Annotated in this window: 22 protein-coding genes and 1 tRNA gene; 11 read left to right on the top strand and 12 right to left on the bottom strand. The window is 38.1% G+C overall.

The window, feature by feature from the left end:
- Position 1: 1 nt before the first annotated feature.
- Positions 2–1495, top strand: a complete 1494-nt coding sequence (locus tag FZF09_RS02305; RefSeq protein WP_158734927.1) for a tripartite tricarboxylate transporter permease — start codon at positions 2–4, stop codon at positions 1493–1495.
- Between the two features lie 287 nt (positions 1496–1782).
- On the top strand, positions 1783–2967 hold the full coding sequence (locus tag FZF09_RS02300) for a cation:proton antiporter (protein WP_158734926.1): 1185 nt from the start codon (positions 1783–1785) through the stop codon (positions 2965–2967).
- 113 nt (positions 2968–3080) lie between these two features.
- Here the strand turns inward: FZF09_RS02300 and FZF09_RS02295 are convergent, their stop codons facing one another.
- On the bottom strand, positions 3081–3497 hold the full coding sequence (locus FZF09_RS02295; protein ID WP_158734925.1) for an organic hydroperoxide resistance protein: 417 nt from the start codon (positions 3495–3497) through the stop codon (positions 3081–3083).
- A 269-nt stretch (positions 3498–3766) separates the two neighbouring features.
- Here FZF09_RS02295 and FZF09_RS02290 point away from each other — a divergent pair, with 269 nt between their 5' ends.
- A complete protein-coding gene (locus FZF09_RS02290) occupies positions 3767–3967 on the top strand; it encodes a cold-shock protein (RefSeq protein ID WP_158734924.1) in 201 nt (66 codons plus the stop codon).
- Positions 3968–4542: 575 nt separating this feature from the next.
- Here the strand turns inward: FZF09_RS02290 and recQ are convergent.
- Positions 4543–6312: a DNA helicase RecQ gene (recQ, locus tag FZF09_RS02285; protein ID WP_158734923.1), complete on the bottom strand. Its 1770-nt coding sequence runs from the start codon at positions 6310–6312 to the stop codon at positions 4543–4545.
- Positions 6313–6455: 143 nt separating this feature from the next.
- Here recQ and FZF09_RS02280 point away from each other — a divergent pair, with 143 nt between their 5' ends.
- Complete coding sequence (locus FZF09_RS02280) at positions 6456–7571, top strand: PQQ-dependent sugar dehydrogenase (RefSeq protein WP_233269375.1); 1116 nt, start codon at positions 6456–6458, stop codon at positions 7569–7571.
- A 36-nt stretch (positions 7572–7607) separates the two neighbouring features.
- On the opposite strand, the gene FZF09_RS02275 is transcribed toward FZF09_RS02280, so the two are convergent.
- The 4 genes from FZF09_RS02275 to FZF09_RS02260 are packed head-to-tail and all read right to left on the bottom strand — an operon-like array spanning position 7608 to position 9381.
- Positions 7608–8177, bottom strand: coding sequence for a manganese catalase family protein (locus tag FZF09_RS02275; RefSeq protein ID WP_158734922.1), 570 nt, complete (start codon positions 8175–8177; stop codon positions 7608–7610).
- A gap of 16 nt (positions 8178–8193) precedes the next feature.
- Positions 8194–8460, bottom strand: coding sequence for a spore coat protein CotJB (locus FZF09_RS02270; protein WP_158734921.1), 267 nt, complete (start codon positions 8458–8460; stop codon positions 8194–8196).
- Positions 8457–8684: a spore coat associated protein CotJA gene (locus FZF09_RS02265; RefSeq protein ID WP_158734920.1), complete on the bottom strand. Its 228-nt coding sequence runs from the start codon at positions 8682–8684 to the stop codon at positions 8457–8459. The genes FZF09_RS02270 and FZF09_RS02265 overlap by 4 nt, the downstream gene beginning before the upstream one ends.
- A gap of 46 nt (positions 8685–8730) precedes the next feature.
- Positions 8731–9381, bottom strand: coding sequence for a hypothetical protein (locus tag FZF09_RS02260; protein ID WP_158734919.1), 651 nt, complete (start codon positions 9379–9381; stop codon positions 8731–8733).
- Between the two features lie 110 nt (positions 9382–9491).
- Between FZF09_RS02260 and FZF09_RS02255 the strand changes: the two genes are divergently transcribed.
- From FZF09_RS02255 to FZF09_RS02235, 5 genes are all read left to right on the top strand, one after another.
- Positions 9492–9579: transfer RNA gene (locus FZF09_RS02255), tRNA-Leu, on the top strand.
- 287 nt (positions 9580–9866) lie between these two features.
- Positions 9867–10391: a TRAP transporter small permease gene (locus FZF09_RS02250; protein ID WP_158734918.1), complete on the top strand. Its 525-nt coding sequence runs from the start codon at positions 9867–9869 to the stop codon at positions 10389–10391.
- Complete coding sequence (locus tag FZF09_RS02245; protein ID WP_158734917.1) at positions 10388–11689, top strand: TRAP transporter large permease; 1302 nt, start codon at positions 10388–10390, stop codon at positions 11687–11689. Before FZF09_RS02250 ends, FZF09_RS02245 begins: the two co-directional genes overlap by 4 nt.
- A complete protein-coding gene (locus FZF09_RS02240; RefSeq protein WP_158734916.1) occupies positions 11689–12738 on the top strand; it encodes a DctP family TRAP transporter solute-binding subunit in 1050 nt (349 codons plus the stop codon). Before FZF09_RS02245 ends, FZF09_RS02240 begins: the two co-directional genes overlap by 1 nt.
- A 36-nt stretch (positions 12739–12774) precedes the next feature.
- Positions 12775–13491 (top strand): NAD-dependent protein deacylase, encoded by a 717-nt coding sequence (locus tag FZF09_RS02235; RefSeq protein ID WP_158734915.1) that lies wholly within the window; start codon positions 12775–12777, stop codon positions 13489–13491.
- A 46-nt stretch (positions 13492–13537) separates the two neighbouring features.
- On the opposite strand, the gene FZF09_RS02230 is transcribed toward FZF09_RS02235, so the two are convergent.
- From FZF09_RS02230 to FZF09_RS02205, 6 genes are all read right to left on the bottom strand, one after another.
- On the bottom strand, positions 13538–14785 hold the full coding sequence (locus tag FZF09_RS02230; protein ID WP_158734914.1) for a YeeE/YedE family protein: 1248 nt from the start codon (positions 14783–14785) through the stop codon (positions 13538–13540).
- Between the two features lie 105 nt (positions 14786–14890).
- A complete protein-coding gene (locus FZF09_RS02225; protein WP_158734913.1) occupies positions 14891–15475 on the bottom strand; it encodes a DNA-3-methyladenine glycosylase in 585 nt (194 codons plus the stop codon).
- A gap of 1126 nt (positions 15476–16601) precedes the next feature.
- Positions 16602–17018 carry an NAD(+)--rifampin ADP-ribosyltransferase gene (gene arr / locus FZF09_RS02220; protein WP_158734912.1) on the bottom strand — a complete coding sequence of 139 codons (417 nt, stop codon included), beginning with the start codon at positions 17016–17018 and terminating at the stop codon, positions 16602–16604.
- Between the two features lie 4 nt (positions 17019–17022).
- Complete coding sequence (locus tag FZF09_RS23295; RefSeq protein ID WP_158734911.1) at positions 17023–17277, bottom strand: alpha/beta hydrolase fold domain-containing protein; 255 nt, start codon at positions 17275–17277, stop codon at positions 17023–17025.
- Positions 17274–17609 (bottom strand): alpha/beta hydrolase fold domain-containing protein, encoded by a 336-nt coding sequence (locus FZF09_RS22945; RefSeq protein WP_370514416.1) that lies wholly within the window; start codon positions 17607–17609, stop codon positions 17274–17276. The genes FZF09_RS23295 and FZF09_RS22945 overlap by 4 nt, the downstream gene beginning before the upstream one ends.
- Complete coding sequence (locus tag FZF09_RS02205) at positions 17552–17791, bottom strand: hypothetical protein (RefSeq protein ID WP_158734909.1); 240 nt, start codon at positions 17789–17791, stop codon at positions 17552–17554. Before FZF09_RS02205 ends, FZF09_RS22945 begins: the two co-directional genes overlap by 58 nt.
- Positions 17792–18017: 226 nt before the next feature.
- On the opposite strand from FZF09_RS02205, the gene FZF09_RS02200 reads away from it, so the two are divergent.
- A complete protein-coding gene (locus FZF09_RS02200; RefSeq protein WP_233269374.1) occupies positions 18018–18617 on the top strand; it encodes an IMEF encapsulin system ferritin-like cargo protein in 600 nt (199 codons plus the stop codon).
- Positions 18618–18632: 15 nt separating this feature from the next.
- Positions 18633–19481 (top strand): family 1 encapsulin nanocompartment shell protein, encoded by an 849-nt coding sequence (locus FZF09_RS02195; RefSeq protein WP_158734908.1) that lies wholly within the window; start codon positions 18633–18635, stop codon positions 19479–19481.
- Positions 19482–19567 lie beyond the last annotated feature (86 nt).

The following is a 19567-nucleotide window of genomic DNA, read 5'->3' as shown; positions in this document are numbered from 1 at the left end:
TATGGGTTCTATAGAGGGAATATTAAGCGGAGTTCAACTAGCTTTTAGTATAGAAGGGATTTTATTTGTTTTTCTTGGTGTTCTTGCTGGTACATTAATCGGAATGATGCCAGGCCTTGGCCCGATTAGCGCCATTGCTATCATGATTCCATTAACCTATAACATGGATCCAACTGTTGCTTTAGTTTTAATGGCTGGAGTTTACTACGGTGCGGTATTTGGCGGTTCAACTTCGTCTATTCTATTAAACGCACCAGGTATTTCCGGAACAGTTGCTACATCATTTGACGGCTATCCAATGGCTCAGCGCGGAGAAGCTGGAAAAGCGCTGGCTGTTGCCGCTATTGCATCTTTTTTTGGAGGCACAGTCAGCGTTATACTATTAATGCTTTTCGCACCTGTTTTATCAAGTGTAGCTATCGTGTTTGGGCCGCCCGAATACTTTGCATTAATGGTGCTCGGCTTAACTGCCATTTCCAGCTTGTCAGACGGATCAACGGTTAAAGCATTGATTTCAGCTGTACTTGGCATAATGGCAGTAACTATAGGTATTGATAGTCAAACAGGAACTACTCGTTTTACATTTAATAATCCTAACTTACTTGAAGGCATTGACTTTTTAGTGGTTGCGCTTGGTTTGTTTGCTCTGGCAGAAGTTTGTGCCTTAATTATTAACCGCAATCAAACGTCTAAGGATCGTAAATCTCTAGGCAGTTTAAAACTATCCAAAAACGATATGAAAGATATGAGCGGTCCTATGGGACGACAATCAATACTAGGTTTTATTCTTGGCGTACTACCTGGAGCTGGTGCTACCATTGCATCTTTTATTGGATATATTACAGAGAAAAAGCTGGCTAAAAAACCCGAGGAATTTGGGAAAGGAGCTGTACGTGGTGTAGCTGCGCCAGAAACAGCTAATAATGCAGCCACAAGTGGTGCATTTGTTCCACTTTTAAGTCTGGGGATTCCTGGGTCTGGTACGACCGCTGTTTTACTTGGTGCTTTATTAGTATTAGATATCCAGCCTGGTCCCCTATTAATGAGTGAACAGCCTCAGCTATTTTGGGGTGTGATTGTAAGCATGTATGTTGGGAATTTATTCTTATTAATTTTAAATCTGCCGTTGATTCCTTATATCGCCAAAATCCTTGCCATCCCCAGGCCGCTGTTAATTTCACTAGTCATCATGTTTAGCATGATTGGTGTGTATTCAATTAGTTTTAATACTTTTGATCTTTATTTGCTGGTGATTTTTGGGGTTATTGGATATTTAATGCGGTTGTTTAAATTCCCACCTGCACCTTTTATTCTTGCCTTTATCCTTGGAGGAATGATGGAAGAATCCTTTAGGCAGGCTATGACAATGTCTAATAATGATTTAAGTATTTTTATAAATAAACCAATTGCACTTGGTATGCTTATTGCTGCTTTCTTATCCTTTACTGTGCCTATTTGGCAAGGCTATCGTAGTAATAAGAAAAATTCGGCATAACATGAAGCTGTCCCAAAAACAAAAGGGACAGCTTGTTTTGGTTTGCCGCCTTCACAATGATTTGCCCAAAATAACTTATCCACTGCTCTTATCCTTTCTGTTAAACCGTTCTGTTAACATGATATGTTTCATTTCCCTTTATTCCGGCTATTATTTAGATAGCTTTGTTAAAACTCCCTGCATGACTTTTACATATTGGATACTCGCTTTTCAACTTATTCCTTTTTCAAGTTTGGCCAGCGATTATTAATTTATTTTCTGTTGGAATCAAGAAAGGGGCGGTAGTGATGGACCCGCATAAATTATTTATTATCACGTTAATTGGTTTTTTTGTTTTTTCTCTCGATAAAAATCAAAAAAAGTTTCCAGCCCCCATCATATTAATAGCAGCTGGAATAATTTTAGCATTATTTCCCTTTTTTTCCACTATTAGCTTAACAAGAAGCTTCATTTTCGATTGGATTTTGCCAGCTTTATTGTTTATATCGGCTTACCAGTTCCCACTTGATCAAATTAGAAAAAAAGCAGGTTTAATTATTACGCTTGGCACCGGGGGTATTTTTCTTTCTGCTATTCTGCTCGGCTTTTCATTGTATACTGTCGGCCAGCCTCTTGTAGGCTTATCTCTTTCAGGGGCAATGGTCATAGCTGCTTTATTAATACCAACTGATCCTGTCACTGTTGTTTCCATATTAAGTAAAAGTAAAGACAAACATCACTTAGCTGAAGCTGTAGAGGGAGAATCTTTAATTAACGACGGTACAAGCATCGTAATTTTTAGTTTGATTACGGGCTATTATTTTGGGGAGAAATCTCTTCATCTTGGGTCATTTACTTGGGAATTTGTTTATACTTCTGTTGGCGGGGTGCTGGCAGGTTTTATTATTGGTTACAGTATTTCAAAAGGAATTCACTCAGTCGACCATCACGCTTACAAAGTTTGGCTTAGTCTGATGCTTGCTTATGGGAGTTTTTATCTTGGTGAAGCGTTAGGTGTTTCCGGAGTCCTTGCTACGGTTGTTAGCGGTCTTCTTTTATCAAAAGAACTTTCAGGAAATAAAAAAGAAGAAGTATTGCGAAGAGATTTAAAAAGTTTTTGGGGCACTATAGAACCTGTCTTATTATCAATAATTTTTATTATGATTGGAATAGAAAGTTTAGACTTTGTCACGATAGATGGTCTTCTTTTTACAGTAATTGGTTTTTTGTTATCGATTATTGTGCGGGCCTGTACACTTTTTCCTATTTTGAAAACCGTTCCGCGTTGGCGAAAAAACTATACAAACGCAGATATTTTGTTATTAACGTGGGGCGGAATTAAAGGAACGATGTCTCTTGCATTATTACTTGGGATATCCGGAGAATCAGGCAGCCATGACAATTTGCTTTCATGGGCGTTTATGATGATTATGTTTTCCCTTCTCATCCAAAGCTTAACCTTCTATCCTTTAAAACAAAAACTTGGTGATTGAAAAATTTCATTCCGTCTAGTTACTCGTTAATAATTAATTCTTTCACAAATTGCACATTCTACACACTGAAAAGCTGCCCTCGAATTGATTTTAGGACAGCTTGCTTCTTGTTTTTATATAGCCATTGTATTAATGATTACTTCAATGTTTCCTCTTGTAGCTTTGGAGTATGGACATACCTGATGGGCAGCTGTTGTCAGCTCTTCTGCTTCTTCTTGGTCTACACCGTTCACTTCTACGTCTAGCCTGACTGCTATTTTAAATCCATTATCTTCTTGATCTTTCAATAAACTAACAGCTCCGTTTACTTTTGAATCAATTTCTTTATTCTGATTTTTTGCCACAAGGTTTAGCGCTCCATCAAAACATGCGGCATAACCTGCTGCAAATAATTGTTCTGGATTTGTTCCTTTTTCTGAAGAACCTGAACCTGGCATTTCGAGATTTAAATCAATTACTCCATCATCAGATCTCACATGTCCTTCTCTTCCTCCCTTGGCCGCAGCATGGGAAGTAAACATTGGTTCCATTTTTCATCACCTTTTCTTTTATTATTTATAATTAACTTGTATATATTGTTATTCCTCTATTGTTCCCCATAATAAACGTTTTTGCATATTCTAAGTTTATTTAATATTGAAAATAATATTTTGTTTGCTTAAGGAGTTGCAATTATTTTAAGTACATGATAAGATGTAATTGCTATTTTGTAACCTAGGGTCAGAGGTCGCTTTGATCATAGTGTTTAGCAAGATAAGTAATTTATTTCGTGCGTATATCGCGCACACAGGAGGATCACATGGAACAAGGAACAGTTAAATGGTTTAATGCAGAAAAAGGTTTTGGATTTATTGAGCGTGAAGGCGCAGACGATGTATTTGTTCACTTCTCTGCTATTCAAGAAGAAGGGTTCAAAACATTAGAAGAAGGTCAGCAAGTTAGCTTTGAAATCGTTGAAGGCGACCGCGGCCCACAAGCTGCAAACGTAACTAAACAGTAATGTAAAACCAATAACCAAAGAACTCTCTCCGGAGAGTTCTTTTTACTTTTTCGGACATAAGGAACACAGTGCACTTTACTGGTATTACGAGTTTTCTAGTAGGAGAAAGAAAAAAAGAAGGAGAGGTTAATTTAAGAAAATATATATGCAAAATAAAGTAAATATCGTAACGTACCATAAGATTTTGCTCTATTAGTATTTTTATAGATATCATAAATTGAAAGGGATATAAGAATAATCAACGAAATAATTACTGTTTGTGAGTTTAAGAAAAATGTAGTAAATATACCAGCAAATACTATTAGAGCATTATTATTACTTTCTCCTTCAAATGTTAAGCCCTCTCCCTTCTTTTTAATGTCAAATTGTAGACAAATTATAAAATCTTATAAAGAGAAAAAGCTTAATATCGTAATATCGTGAACACTTATATAAACTGGATTTCCTTCATGGTCATCCAACATATAACGAGTACTACCCTCAGAAGTACCTCCTTCCCTAGCCCCTCCCAATATAGCGCTCCTTTTTAACGATGAAAATCATTCATGCGTAATGCTCAGAAATTATTGAGTTTATTACTCGGTTTTATAACTATTTACTATATCTAAAAAAACTTCTCCATACGATTCTAGTTTTTGTTTCCCTATACCTTTTATTTGGAGCAATTGTGTCTTATCAGCAGGAAGATAGGCACATATATCCAAGAGAGTACGATCAGAAAATACCATATATGGAGCTATTCCCTGCTGTTTGGCTATAACTGCCCGCTCTTTTCTCATTTCCTCAAATAATGGATTTTCTTTGTCCACGTTTTTCGCTTTTAATGTTTCTTTTTTCATCACTTTCTGTTTTCCTTTTAAAACATGGAAAGCGCGGTTAGTCAGTTTAAGAACTGGATAGGCTCCTTCAATGAGCTGAAGGTATTGGTGAGCTAGTAAAAAGTCAATGAACTCATTTACTTGTTTTTGTGATTGGTCTTTCAACAGTCCATAGGTCGACAAAGTATTTAGTCTTAATTGTCGGAGTTTTTGATTTGATGAACCGGTAAGAACTTGAGAAACCACTGTTTTCCCGTATCTTTCTCTCATTCGTTTTACACAAGAAAACACCATTTGCGCTTCTGTTGTTACATCTTTTAGTGATCGATCATCCGTACAATGAAGACATGTCCCACAAGTGTCTTTGGGCTCTTCTCCAAAGTATTTTAAAATATAGTTTTGCAAGCAATCTTCTGTATGACAATAATTAACCATCTGCCTTAATTTATTATATTCCATCTCTTTACGCTGTTCATCCAAACGAGACTGTTCAATTAAATATTGATGAGTATGGGTATCTTTTGGAGAAAAAAATAATATACAATCGCTTTCTGATCCATCTCTTCCTGCTCTGCCTGCCTCTTGGTAATAAGATTCAATATTTCTTGGCATCTGTGCATGAAGCACAAAGCGAACATTTGATTTGTTAATGCCCATTCCAAAAGCTGTTGTTGCTACCATTACATTTGACTCGTCATAAACGAACCGTTCTTGGCCGGCAGCTCTGTTCTCAGCAGTCATTCCTCCATGATATTTTTCTGCTTTTATATTTTCAATTGTAAACTTATGATGGAGCCGTTCCACTTCTTTTCTTGTCGCTGCATAAATAATTCCTGCTTGTTCACGGTGTTTTTTGATGTAATCTGTAAGGTAACTGTCGCGATCCTGTCCTTTAATAACAGAAAAAGTTAAGTTTTCTCTTTTAAAACCAGTAAGTATAACATTATCTTCAGGTATGGAAAGAGTCCTGCTGATATCTGCAGAAACTTGCGGCGTTGCTGTAGCTGTAAGAGCCAGAACGGATATATTTCTGCCAGCAAACTCTAAAAAACGTGGAATAGTAAGATAGCTTGGACGAAAATCATGTCCCCATTGGGAAAGGCAATGTGCTTCATCTATGGCAATCAAAGAAATCGGAACTTTTTTTATTTGATGTAAAAAAGCTTGGTGTTCTAACCTTTCCGGTGCTAAATAAAGCAAGCGGTATTCCCCATTTTGCAAATCTTTCATGCATTGTTCTGTTTCTTCATAGGTTAAAGAACTATTTATGTAAGTGGCTGGTATTCCTGCCTCATTTATTTCATCGACCTGATCTTTCATTAAAGAGATTAACGGTGAAATTACTACGGTTAGCCCGTCTAATAGGAGAGACGGAATTTGATAACATAAGGATTTTCCTCCCCCAGTAGGCATGACTCCTAGCACATGCTTCTTTTCAATAACTTTTTCTATAATGTTTTTCTGTCCAGGGCGAAATTGATCATACCCAAAGTATTCTTTCAAATATTTTTCCGCTTCCGCTATCATAAACTTCCTCCTGCAATAAAACGATCCTAAAATCTTTATATTTATTATAACTCAAAAAAATACTTTAGGTTAAGTCCAACATAAATCGGGAATAAGTTGAATTAGAAATAAAATCTAATTGAGAATTGGAGGGAGGATGATTTTTGCATTGTAAAATATCATTGTTTTTAATTATTCTCCTAACGTCAGCAGGACTTTTAGGCTGTATTTTAGAGCCCCAAAAAGAATATGATTCTTCACAAGAAACCCCCAGCCCGAACACAGAGAAAAGAACGGAAAGGGAAGATTTTTATGTGGAAACAGTTGCAGCCGATCTGAATGTTCCTTGGGCGATTCAACCCTATGAAGATGGCTTTTTTGTAACAGAAAGAGAAGGTCGTATTGCTTTTATCGATAAAGACGGATCGGTAAGCCGTCAGCAAGTAGAACTTGAAGAAGAAGTAGCCAGCCAAGGAGAAGGCGGTCTGCTCGGCTTTGTACTTGATGAGCATTTTGAAGAAAACCAAACTGCTTATGTTTATCATACTTATCGTGATAATAATTCTCTGTTTAATCGAATCGCTGTTATTAAAAAACAAGGGGATAATTGGATTGAACAAAAGCCTCTATTAGAAAACATACCAGGCGCTGACATTCACAACGGCGGCCGCTTGAAACTTGGACCAGATGGCATGCTTTATGCCACTGCAGGAGATGCAGATATGGAAAACGAAGCACAACAGCCTGAAATCCTTGCTGGAAGCATACTTCGAATGGAATTAAACGGCCAGGTTCCAGAAGATAACCCATTGGAGGATTCCTATGTTTTTTCTTACGGCCACCGTAATCCTCAAGGACTGGCTTGGGATGAAAATGAAAGGTTGTACATCTCGGAACACGGACCTTCTGGACATGATGAAATCAATTTGATAGAAGCTGGCCAAAATTATGGATGGCCTGTCATAACGGGTGATGCAACGAACTCTGCCATGCAGTCTCCACTTTTTCATTCAGGAAACAACACGTGGGCCCCGTCCGGTCTATCCCTTCATAATAGAAACCTTTACGCTACAGGGTTGAGAGGCAATCAACTCATGCGATTTAACTTGGAGGAAGAAGAAATAGAAGTTGTCTTCTCAGGGGAAGGACGCCTTCGAGATGTATATATTGAAAATGATAATATGTATGTTATTACAAATAATAGAGACGGCCGCGGCACTCCGGAAGAACAAGATGATCGGCTTTTACACTTAAAGAATTTTGAGGATCATACAGAATAAAAGCAGACAACTTTCCATGTGCCTGCTTTTTCCGATTTAAAAATATTTCTTTTTATCTCTTTCTTCTTTTAATATTTCAACCGCTTCCCTAAAACGCTGGGAATGAACGACTTCTCTTTCTCTTAAAAATCTCAAGCCGTCATTTAAATCAGGATCATCAGACATGTCAATAATCCATTGATATGTCGCACGTGCTTTCTCTTCTGCAGCTATGTCCTCATACAAATCAGCTATCGGGTCGCCTTTTGCCTGAATATAAGAGGCGGTCCATGGCACTCCTGATGCATTATGATAAAATAGTGCATTATCATGATTTACATAATGATCTCCTAAACCTGCTGCTTTCATTTGATCCGGGGTAGCATCTTTTGTCAGTTTATATACCATTGTTGCTATCATTTCTAAATGAGCAAACTCTTCCGTTCCAATATCAGTAAGTAATCCAATTACTTCATCCGGTATAGAATACCGCTGATTTAAATACCGGAGAGCCGCCGAAAGCTCACCATCCGCTCCTCCATATTGTTCAATTAAAAATCTTGCCAGCATCGGGTTACATGTACTGACTCTAACTGGATACTGCAGCTTTTTTTCATATATCCACATAGGCAGCCTCCTTCTTCTATAGTTGCCACGGCCATGGTGATTGGTTCCAGTTCCAAGGATAACCGCTATAGCTGTTTCCAAATTGCTGCAAAGGTCCATAATATTGTTCAATTTGCGGCACTAGTTGATGACGATAATACGCCATCTCGTTAAATTGCTGAATAGCAGCTGTATCATTTGGATGAGTATCCAAATATAAAGTAAGCTCCACCAATACAAAGTCGACTGCTTGCAGTTCCTCCATTAATGGATAAAATTCTTGCGGAAGCTGATGCTGGCTCATGTTTCATCCCCCCGTGTATAAGATTTTTCGTACGGAGAAAATAGAACAGGCCAAAGAGTTCCGCAAAATAAGGCCTGATGAGGTTTATACTGCGGAAGGCCGGGCGGCTGAAAGCCTAAATAGAGTTCTGGAGGAGTTTCATAAGACTTTACCCTGATCGGCGGGCAAGGATCAAACGGACTGACATAAGGACGGTAAAACTTCCGCTGCGTAAATTCTTTCATGCTGACACCTGCCTTTATCCGTTTTAACTCATCTTATGAACCCCCATTATGATTTAGAATATTTTTTCCACTTTTGTAAAATCTTCTGTACATAATTCGATTGATAGATAGTATCAAAAATCGTACTAATCATAAGGCCATAAAAAACTACCCCGAGAATGCTGAGAAGAACTAAAATAATATGCCCTGTCATCGTTGTTGGGTCAAAATTAGACCTTCCAAATAATACAAAAGACAGCAATCCGCTCCAAAATGCTTCTATATAACCGTCAATTTCTGGTTCTAGATAATAAAGAGGAATAATGACGATAAAAAGAAATACAAAAGACAAAGATACAATAACGGCGAGATTTTGTTGTTTTAAAAACCGCACAAACGGCATTGTATAATATTTTGTTATTGTTTTTAGTCTTAATAAATGTAGTATTCTAGCTGCTCTTGCCACTTGGAAGACAGCATCAAGCGGTATGACTGCTATAACGATAAATGGATTTGCTTTTACAAATTTCCATTTGTTTTCGCTCATAACCAGCCGGTATAAAAAGTCAAGAAAAAAAACTCCCCATGTTCCCCAAATCAGATAACCGTCCACCCCTGTGTCATACCACAAAGTTCCTACAGAAGCAGCGGCCAAAAGAACCATAATTACTTCATATGTAATATCTATTTTTGAACGATCCCCATTTGATGATGTCATATATGGACACTACTTTCTCTCTGAATCTATGATATTTTTATTTTACCATTAATTTTCCGGGATTTACTCTTGCAATGTTGGCATTCTACTTTTATAATATAATCTGGCTTGCGGTTGTGGCGGAACTGGCAGACGCGCACGGTTCAGGTCCGTGTGGGCATTACGCCCTTGGAGGTTCGAATCCTCTCAGCCGCACCAACCTTTCTCCTTTTTATTCCTAATAGTATAATTTTTTTAATACAAGAGCTGTCCAATTGACGGATAGCTCTTTTTTTATGATGTATAGAACTCCTCTCTGTTTTCCCTCTAATTGCGGCAAAAAAGAAAACTCAGCATCATATAGCAGAAAGCATCCTTTCTTATCTTGAGGATAAATTTATCTCTGAAAGCTAAGAGAATCATTTTCAGTACGTATTTACGGAAAAAATTTTAAGATTAAGCAAACATTTATTTGGGTAGACAATGAAAGAAAGGAGAGATTGCTTATGCTGCAACGGGTAGACGACTTTTTTGCCATGCTCGAAAGAGTGATCATCAGCTATTCTATTATACTAATGACGCTTATTCTTATTGGAAATGTTGTCAGCCGTTCTATATTTAATGAAAGCTGGACATTCACAGAAGAAACAGGGGAATTTTTCGTAGTGGTCATTACCTTTATAGGAATCAGTTATGCTGCTCGTAAAGGACGGCATCTTAGCATGACCGCGATTTTAGAATTACTTTCCTTCCGTGCAAAGAAAAATATGATGTTAGTCATATCTTTTTTTACTTCTTTACTCCTGTTATATCTTGCTTATTTGTCTGCAAGATATATGTTAACAGTAGAAAATTTACAACGCGTAACACCTGCCTTGAGAATCCCTCTCTACATATTAATTGGGGTTATGCCAATCGGCTTTCTAGCTGGGGGGATCCAATATTTACGGACCTTTTTGCGTAATGTAAAGCGTAAGGGAATCCACGAAGGGACAGAGAAAGTCATGGAGAAAGAAGGTGAGACTTCATGATTTGGGTTCTTCTTCTCGTATTGTTTGGATTTCTTTTTGCTGGCTTTTCTATGAAAGTGCCTATGATTGCTGCTCCTATTATATTAATACTAATCTATTTTCCGGAATTAGACCCTGTCGTTCTCATTCAACAGTATTACGCTGGACTGCAATCTTTTGTGCTTCTTGCAGTGCCTATGTTTATTTTTGCCGCAGATATAATGTCAGCTGGTAATACGTCAAAACGATTGCTTGATATGATCAGCAGTTTTATCGGCCACATTCGAGGAGGTTATGCAATCACTACTGCTGCTGCCTGTACGATGTTTGGATCTATCTCAGGTTCCACCCAGGCAACAGTGGTTGCAGTAGGTAAACCGATGCGTGAACAGTTGTTAGCTACTGGGTATAAAGAAAAACAAGCCATACCGCTTATAATTAATGCAAGTGATTTAGCTTTAATGATTCCACCAAGTATCAGTATGATTATGTATGCTGTCGTTACGGGTACTTCTGTTGGCGACTTGTTTATTGCCGGAATTTTTCCTGGTCTTTTAATATTTCTTATGTTCGCAGTATATAGTTATCTGCTTGCCCGCTTACACAATTTACAAGGCAGAGAAAAAAAAGCACCCTGGCAAGAAAGGCTCTATACCTTTAAAAAAGCAATTCTTCCTCTTGGTTTTCCTGTCATTATTATTGGAGGAATTTATACAGGAATATTTAGTCCGACAGAAGCAGCAGCCGTGAGTGTCGGTTATGCATTTATTTTAGAAGTACTCGTTTACCAGAAATTAAATCTAAAAGATATTCCGCAAATTGCTGAATCGACGGCAGTTGTAACAGCAGCAGTTTTCATATTAGTCGCAGCCGGCACAGCTATGTCTTGGATGCTTTCTTATGCAAAGCTGCCTGAGGCTATTACAGATACAGTGATCGGCAGTGATCCTTCTCAAACGTATGTATTGTTTATAGTTGCTGTATTCTTCTTTATTGGCTGTATGTTTGTTGATCCATTAGTTGTTATTCTTATTTTAACTCCTATTTTCTTCCCTGTAGCAACCGAAGCAGGAGTGGATCCGATCGCTTTAGGAGTTATCATTACCTTGCAAGCTGCTATTGGTTCAGCAACCCCTCCTTTTGGAGTCGATATATTTACAGCTGTTGCCGTTTTTGAAAGACCATATACGGAGATTATTAGAGGCTCATGGCCATTTATTCTAATACTGCTTTTTGCATCTGCCCTATTTATCCTGTTTCCAGAGCTCATTCTCATCTATGAATACTTTACACCGGAAGCTTCAGGAGGTGGCACATAATGCAGAAATTTATTATTATAGCAATCGCTTCTTGTTTGCTAATACCGGCGGGATGTAAAAGCCCCACTGAAACACAGCGCGGGGATGAAGGCCCTGAATATGTTTTTCGTTTTGCCCATGAAGAATCTCCAGATAGTGTTCAAAATGACTATGCAGAGGCTTTTAAGGAAAAAATAGAAAAGAAAACAGACGGCCGTGTCGTGGTGGAAATTTACCCTGTCGGCCAATTAGGGGATGCCACCCAGCAAGCAGAACAACTGCAAATCGGAGCAATCGATTTTGCTATCGTTTCACCTGGTAACACGGGTACAATGGTACCTGAAAACCAATTATTTGTACTCCATTTTTTATTTTCCGATAATATGGAAGTGAACCAAAAAGTATTAAATGAAAGCGATGCGCTTGATCAGCTGTCACAGCTCTACGAAGAAAAAAATATCAAAGTACTGGACTACTGGACCGAAGGATTTCAACAATGGACGTCAAACAATAATATTTCTGAGCCCGCCGATTTTAGCGGGTTAAAATTCCGCACCATTCCATCTCCGCTTCTTACAGCTTCATATGAAGCATATGGGGCTAATCCAACCCCCATGGCATATGAGGAAGTGTACAGCGGGCTGCAGCTTAATATGATTGATGGACAAGAAAATCCTTTTTTTGCTGTAGAAGAAATGAACTTTCATGAAGTCCAGAATTACTTGATTGACTCAAGACACGCGTTGTACGCTACGACGACCGCAGTTAATCCTGATTATTATGAAAGCTTGCCAGAAGACATTCAAGATAAAGTGGATGACACCATTGAAGAACTTGCAGAAGAGTCTTTTAAGATTCAAGAAAAACGGAATGAAGAAGCACTGGAGTCTATTCAATCAGACAATGAAGTGGAGATCACCGAGCTTTCTGATGAAGAAAGAAATGCTTTTCGAGAAAAAAGTCAACAAGTTTTTGATACTTACAAAGAAGAAGTAGGTCAAGATGGTGCTGAAATTTTAGATGAATTGCAAAAAGAAATAGAACATGCAGAAAATGTGATGGAAAATTAACAGTCCTCCCCGTAAAGGGCAGTTAGAGGTGATAACGTGGAAAAACTAGCAGGTTGGATAAAAAATGCGAACTACACTGTGGTTATGACAGGGGCTGGAATGTCAACTGAAAGCGGGTTGCCTGACTTTCGTTCTAACAAAGGGATATGGAAAGATCGTGATCCTATCGCTTTAGCAAGTACCGAAGCCTTGCAAAACAACAGGAAAGCCTTCTTTTCTTTTTATCAATCAAGAATAAAAGCTCTAGAAGAAGTAAAGCCCAATAACGGCCACTATGCACTGGCAGACTGGGAACATCGCGGGCTCCTGCAAAGTCTTATTACACAAAATGTTGACGGTCTCCATTCAAAAGCCGGCAGCAAAAACATGGCAGAGCTTCATGGGTCTATTGCTGCCCTTCGCTGTCATAATTGCGGATATAAACTATCTAGTGAGGCTTACCTCGAAAATAAAACTACTTGCCCCGAATGCGGAGGTTTTTTTCGCCCTAATGTCGTTTTATTTGGAGAAATGCTGCCAGAAAAAGCAATATTATTTGCTGAGCAAGAAACAGCAAAAGCCGATTTATTCATTGTGCTGGGTTCAAGTTTATCTGTGGCACCAGCTTCAGCATTCCCAGCTGAAGCAAAAGAAAACGGAGCAAAACTTGTTATAATTAATAAAACGACTACTGAACTTGACGATCATGCTGATTTAGTGATTCAAGAACACAGCATTAGTGAGGCTTTAGAGGAAACAAATAAGTTTCTATAGAAAAAAACAGCCTGAGGGTTGAATGATCCTCAAGGCTGTTTTTATTTTAACAGAACGAATCTTTAGATTTGGGTACGGAAAGACCAAATAGCGGGCGTAAGAACAGCGCTGAAAATGTTCCAGCAAGAGCAAGCACACCCCAAATATAACCGTGCAGACTAAAGGATGCAATTCCTCCAAAGTATGCACCGATATTACAACCAAAGGCAAGACGGGCTCCATATCCCATCAGTAAACCACCAATGATAGAAGCTGCAGCATTTTTCCGCGTAATATTATTAAACCTAAAAAGTCCGCCTGCAGCTGAGGCAAGAAAAGCTCCTAAAATAACACCAATATTTAAGACTGTAGTCGAGTCTGCAAAAATAGAAGCCTGCAGCTGCTCTGCATTTGCTTGCCAATATCCCCAGCTGGATACATCAATTCCAGCCGCTTCAGCTGCTTTTGATCCCCAAAGAGCAAATGCGGACGTAATTCCCCACGGCTGGCCGCGAGTCATTAAGGTTAAAGCGTTTAAAAAGGCAAGTACTACTGCAGCTGTTATTAATGGCCATGATCCACGAAAAATTCGTTTCCACCCTTTTGCGGAAGGCAAAGCCGCCATTTTTGGCGGATTCTTTTTCTTTTCTATTTGCAGCGTGATAATAAAGATGAGTCCGAAAAATAGAATAGAAACAAACCAGGCTCCAACATATCCAAGTCCTGTAGAGGTTGCTAAAGAAATTGGCTCAAAAGCCGGCAAATCATTTGTCCAAAAATCAAAATGATAAGCACCAATAGTCGCACCTATGATGAAGAAAAGCAAAGTGATAAACATCACCGATCTTCCACCACCAACAGCATAAAGTGTTCCTGAAGCACAGCCTCCTCCAAGCTGCATACCGATTCCAAACATAAACGCACCAACAAAAAGACTCACTCCTATGGGAGCTACATAGCCTTCTGCTGTCCCGTCAAAAAAAGTGAAACCTGTTGCTAAGATCGGAGCAAACAGAGTGACTGCGGCTGCAAGCATTATCATATGGGACCTTAATGCTTGACCATTACCTACCGACATAAACCGTCGAAAAGCTGAAGTAAAGCCAAAGCGTGCATGAAACAAAGTGTATCCTAATAAAAGTCCTATAATAAGCAGCATTGGCTGCACGATGTTCTGGGTAAACGACAGGAAAATAAAGAGAATTGCTGCAGCAATTAAACCTCCTATTACAAGCGGCGTTTGAGCCTGCTTTAAAGAACTGCTGTCTTTTCCTGAACTTTTTTGCTCTGAAACAGGCTGAACCTTAGCTTGCATTTATAATCACCTCAAAATTTATCGTTTTAGTAGGAATTCTACGTTTAATTAGGATACAAGGGACATTTATTATTGTCAAAGGATAGGTTTGGAAATACTAACTCTTTATTTTGATACATAGGGATTATTCGATTCCCAAAATCTCCATGGATAGTCTTTTGCTTCACCCGTGTTTTCAATCCCAATCCGCGGTCCACTTGTAATCGATGAGGGCGCTTGACCTTCGGCTATATATAGAGGCTTTTCATAAAACGGCCTGCCATAGTCAGCTTTGATAATACCAAGTGCTTTGGTTAGCTTGCCAGGTCCGTTTGTTAAATTTATTGCTTTTTTATCCCCCCGACGCTTATACATCAACTCAATGCCTTCAACTGGTTCTACAGCTCTTATTAATACGGCTTGCGGCATCCCTGGTTTTTCACAAACTACATTAACTAAACAGTGCGTATGCATTTCATAAGTATACACGTACCCAGGAGGTCCAAACATAACCTCTGTACGCTTTGTACGTCTATTTCCATAGCTGTGCGCAGCCTTGTCATCAGGACCCATATAGGCTTCGGTTTCCACAATACGTCCAGCCGCCAATCCTGCCTCCGTTTCTTTTACTAAAATCTGCCCCAGCAATTTTTTTGCCATTTCAAGTGTTGGCTGATTAAAAAATGTAGATTCTATTGGTTTGAAAGACATGCTTTTCACCTCATACTTGATTTTCACTTATTCTCTTAATATTTAAACATACTTGACGTTAACCCGTTATAGGATATATAGTTTTTTGCGTTCTTTTATAATCTTGCACGAAATGAAAAAAATTTAGGCACTGCAAAAATTATTAATTTTATCAATCGGGATGAACAATTCATGTCAGTCCTTTATTAATATTTTTAAATGCAAGAAAACAAAATCCAGAACTAGATATGGATGAATTTGAGGCTTTTGTACATGATTGCGTTAATGAAGCTGTCGAATTGGAAATCAAATGGTTACATTATAAGAAACAATATTAAAGGCACCCACGCCGTTAAATTTATGAGAAACCGCGTGTATTGGAGTTAGGTTTTTCCCCAGTACTTCAAGGATACCGACGCAACCCAATCGCTGGATTTTTCCAATCTATGATCGTATAAAGAACTCTAACCTTTGGGGGTAACAATCAATTCACCGTGCGTTTTTCATTGTCATATTAGGAACTATGGGATTTTTATTATAAATTCACATATTATATCACCGGTAAATTCTCAGAGGTGGAAATAATTATTAGAGGGTATGTGAATTTGTTGTGATTTTGTGTGTGATTTATAGTGTGCTTACCAAGGTTTTTGGATATATATGTTAAAATAATATTAAGAGTACCAGAGAGTCTGTGAAAAGATGTACTTAAACTAACGGAGCAGTAAAATATAAGAGTCAATGATACGTCTTAATTTTCTTACAAAGTGGTCTTGGGGGGCAAGAATATTTAGGAAATGGATTAGACTTATTCTAAGAGCAGTTCCATTAGGAATTGGTGTAGTTACAATTGTTTTGGTTATTCAAGGGTCTATTGAAGTAAGTAGCCCAATCACATTTTTATCAATTGGAATGATATGTTTAGCGATATTACAATATGAAGAAAAGTGATTAGTAAAGCTAACGGGGACGATTATTCAATATGAACAGTCGCCTTTTCTTTACGTTAGTATTGGGCAGGAATGTGATAGCCTCATTGGGTGCAACACTTAAGGTCTATTTTTTGCACATCTAGGTGCGTTCTGGCGTGGAAACGAAAAAACAATTGTAAAATTCTTTTAAGTCATGACTTTATAGACGTTGAAGGTTAATCGTATATTACATCTTTTCCTTGTTCACGTAACTTTTTTATAGACGTAAGCATATGATTTATTTCTTCATCGGAATGTCTTTCCCATGAACTTAATTCCGCTATTATTTTCAAAGGCGATTTAGACCTATAAGAGCGTGTTGGGTTTCCAGGAAATTTTTTGTCAGTTAGGTTCGGATCATTTTCAAAATCACCTAATGGTTCTACAATATAAATCCTTTCTTTTGATTTAGATGTTGCTAATTCAGCGCCCCATTTAGCAGCATCTAATGTTGCAGTGAAATAAATATAGTTAGATTTTTTGTCTTGGTAATTTGATAAATGTTGCGATTTTAATAGATCTCCAATTTTTAGTTCTGCTTTAGTACCATGAAAGAAAGGACCATTATCTAAGACATCTTTTTTATCATTCATACTGTTACACCTCATATATTTTTAGATTTGTATATAACAGTATAGGACAGGAACTATAGAAAGAGTAGTCTATAAATAATTTATAATTAGGAGTATAATGTAAGTAGAGAGAATGTAAGTATTGGTTTCGAAACCACGTCATCATCTCCTCTGTTAAAAAGTAGCCTTGTGAATTTTCTTTCATGGAACCAGAAGGTGTGTTTGATACTCCCATGGTTGGATATAATAGTAATTGATAAGCAATTAGCGGAGTGCTCATATTTTAGCAAGATGCGTTACGACTGCCGCTGAATTTCCACCTGCACTATCTCCTCCTACTGCAATTTTGGATTTGTCAGCCTTAAAATCTTCCGCATGCTGGTAAACATATTCTGCAACTGCATAAGTATTCTTCACAGCAGCAGGAAATTTATATTCTGGTGCCAATCTATAATCTACTGAAATAGTGACAAATTCCGCTGCGTATATAATGGCTCGGCATAAACCATCATGACTCTCCATACTGCCAATCACCCAACCCTCTCCATGATAGTCTACGAGAGCGGGATAAGTTTCACGCTCAACTTTAGGATAGTATACTCGTACGGCAATGTAACCAGCTGACCCTTCAATGGATAGATTTCGACATTTCCAACTGGAACCGTTTCTTCCTGCCGCGTAAACATTTTTACAAACGCATCTCTTGCCCGCTCTGTTGAAAGGGAGTGCAAATTAGGAGCACCAGGTTTTTCTAACTGGTAGAGTACATATTTGGTTTGTTGGTCTAATCCCATAATTGTCCCCCCTTTTTTTTCTATTTCATTTCGTAGTTAATTCTCTTAAGACTGGCAGCAAAGCAGGTTTTTTTCTGAAAGTATCCTATAGAAGAATTTACCATCCCTCTTTATACCAGAACATTTTTTGGGGTAAATTGCTCATAATTCTTTCAATTAACTTGTTTTAACCAATCACTTTTGGGTACAATGATAAAAATGCTGAATTTTATAAATTGGAGGTGTTATGGTGACATTGTCTTTTTCGCAATTAGAAAATATTTTTAAACGTAACCGCCAAGCTTTAAATGAATTCAAAGATATCATTACTCCTGTTATTGAAAATGCCAAGGATGATCATGAACGACTGTACTGGCATCATATTTATGAAGAAGAAGACCATCGGCATGATCGATTAGATCATTTATTACCTGCCCTGCATGCTATTAATGAAAATGAACCCCCTATTTCACCTGACAGCAGTGAGTTTGTCCATCTACTCCAAGATATCAGCTTAGAAAAATTCGGATTACATAACTTTCTAGAACATTTGGATCTCTCTCTTTATACGTTTAAAGATACTGAACTTGAAGAGCCGATTCGTTCATTACGGGATATGACGGCATCTGATTACGAGGAAACGAAACAATTATTAGAAGAGCTAAATGAAGATTTTAAAGGAACACTTCAATATAACGCTTCCGTACCAACCGATGAGAAAGAAGATATTGATGAAAATTTAAAAGTTGACGCGTATACATCTTCAAAAAGCGAAGCTCCAGCCAATAAGAACATCAATGAATTTACGAAAAGAAAACAATTAACTGTCGGAAGCCTAAAGAAATAAAGGGAGGCCTGTCTCATGGACAAAACAAATCTATATACTGATTCGCCATTAAATAATAGTGAGTGGAATGAACTAGATCAAACAGTATTTGAACATGCAAAAAAACAACTAGTCGGCAGACGTTTTATCGATATTTACGGTCCACTGGGAGAAGGGATGCAATCTGTTCCTACAGATATCTATGAGGCCCCTGGCAGAGGCGGCATGAGTTTTCACGGGGCAGATTCTGAGCTATCTAATCCAACCCGGCGAGTCAACCTTACGATTCCGCTTTTATATAAAGACTTTATTCTGTTTTGGCGTGATATTCAACAAGCTAAAACACTGAACAGTCCCATTGATTATTCTGCTTCCGCTAATGCAGCACAGCAATGTGCACTACTAGAAGATGATCTCATCTTTAATGGCTCAAAAGAATTTGACCTTAAAGGAATCATGAATATAAAAGGCAAACTTTCTCATATTCGCAGTGACTGGATGAAATCAGGAAATGCTTTTACTGATGTCGTGGAAGCAAGAAATAAATTGTTACAAATGGGACATACCGGTCCTTTTGCTCTGGTTCTTTCTCCAGAATTATACGCTCTTATTCACCGTGTTCACCAAGACACTCATGTGTTAGAAATTGAACATGTCCGTGAACTGATGACAGCAGGTGTTTTTCAATCTCCAATGATCAGAGGCAGCCGCGGAGTGGTCGTCGATACTGGAAAACAAAATCTTGACCTTGCTATTGCTAGTGATTTTGACACTTCATTCTTAGACGAAGAAAATATGAACTACCTATTTAGGGTGTATGAAGCTATTGCGTTGCGAATTAAGCGCCCAACTGCTATTTGTACACTTGAAGATTTTGAAAAGTAAAGAGCTTAAAGCTCAGAAGCGTTGCTGTAAATAAGAAAAGCGCAAGCGCCCTGGTCAGCCGTGACAGGTTCTGGAGCTTTCGCGCA

This window comes from Alteribacillus sp. YIM 98480, from assembly GCF_009765375.1.
Lineage (GTDB): Bacteria > Bacillota > Bacilli > Bacillales > Marinococcaceae > Alteribacillus.
This window is presented reverse-complemented; position numbering and strand designations above follow the sequence as displayed.

What these genes read in the sequence shown, in the direction of transcription:
- FZF09_RS02195 (WP_158734908.1), top strand. Translation starts at nt 18,633, where the DNA reads ATGGACAAAACAAATCTATATACTGATTCGCCATTAAATAATAGTGAG.
- FZF09_RS02205 (WP_158734909.1), bottom strand. Translation starts at nt 17,791, where the DNA reads ATGGGATTAGACCAACAAACCAAATATGTACTCTACCAGTTAGAAAAA.
- FZF09_RS02200 (WP_233269374.1), top strand. Translation starts at nt 18,018, where the DNA reads ATGGTGACATTGTCTTTTTCGCAATTAGAAAATATTTTTAAACGTAAC.
- FZF09_RS02265 (WP_158734920.1), bottom strand. Translation starts at nt 8,684, where the DNA reads ATGAAAGAATTTACGCAGCGGAAGTTTTACCGTCCTTATGTCAGTCCG.
- FZF09_RS23295 (WP_158734911.1), bottom strand. Translation starts at nt 17,277, where the DNA reads ATGAGCACTCCGCTAATTGCTTATCAATTACTATTATATCCAACCATG.
- FZF09_RS02290 (WP_158734924.1), top strand. Translation starts at nt 3,767, where the DNA reads ATGGAACAAGGAACAGTTAAATGGTTTAATGCAGAAAAAGGTTTTGGA.
- FZF09_RS02245 (WP_158734917.1), top strand. Translation starts at nt 10,388, where the DNA reads ATGATTTGGGTTCTTCTTCTCGTATTGTTTGGATTTCTTTTTGCTGGC.
- FZF09_RS02275 (WP_158734922.1), bottom strand. Translation starts at nt 8,177, where the DNA reads ATGTGGATATATGAAAAAAAGCTGCAGTATCCAGTTAGAGTCAGTACA.
- FZF09_RS02270 (WP_158734921.1), bottom strand. Translation starts at nt 8,460, where the DNA reads ATGAGCCAGCATCAGCTTCCGCAAGAATTTTATCCATTAATGGAGGAA.
- recQ (WP_158734923.1), bottom strand. Translation starts at nt 6,312, where the DNA reads ATGATAGCGGAAGCGGAAAAATATTTGAAAGAATACTTTGGGTATGAT.
- FZF09_RS02260 (WP_158734919.1), bottom strand. Translation starts at nt 9,381, where the DNA reads ATGACATCATCAAATGGGGATCGTTCAAAAATAGATATTACATATGAA.
- FZF09_RS02230 (WP_158734914.1), bottom strand. Translation starts at nt 14,785, where the DNA reads ATGCAAGCTAAGGTTCAGCCTGTTTCAGAGCAAAAAAGTTCAGGAAAA.
- FZF09_RS02240 (WP_158734916.1), top strand. Translation starts at nt 11,689, where the DNA reads ATGCAGAAATTTATTATTATAGCAATCGCTTCTTGTTTGCTAATACCG.
- arr (WP_158734912.1), bottom strand. Translation starts at nt 17,018, where the DNA reads ATGAATGATAAAAAAGATGTCTTAGATAATGGTCCTTTCTTTCATGGT.
- FZF09_RS02305 (WP_158734927.1), top strand. Translation starts at nt 2, where the DNA reads ATGGGTTCTATAGAGGGAATATTAAGCGGAGTTCAACTAGCTTTTAGT.
- FZF09_RS02250 (WP_158734918.1), top strand. Translation starts at nt 9,867, where the DNA reads ATGCTGCAACGGGTAGACGACTTTTTTGCCATGCTCGAAAGAGTGATC.
- FZF09_RS02295 (WP_158734925.1), bottom strand. Translation starts at nt 3,497, where the DNA reads ATGGAACCAATGTTTACTTCCCATGCTGCGGCCAAGGGAGGAAGAGAA.
- FZF09_RS02300 (WP_158734926.1), top strand. Translation starts at nt 1,783, where the DNA reads ATGGACCCGCATAAATTATTTATTATCACGTTAATTGGTTTTTTTGTT.
- FZF09_RS02225 (WP_158734913.1), bottom strand. Translation starts at nt 15,475, where the DNA reads ATGTCTTTCAAACCAATAGAATCTACATTTTTTAATCAGCCAACACTT.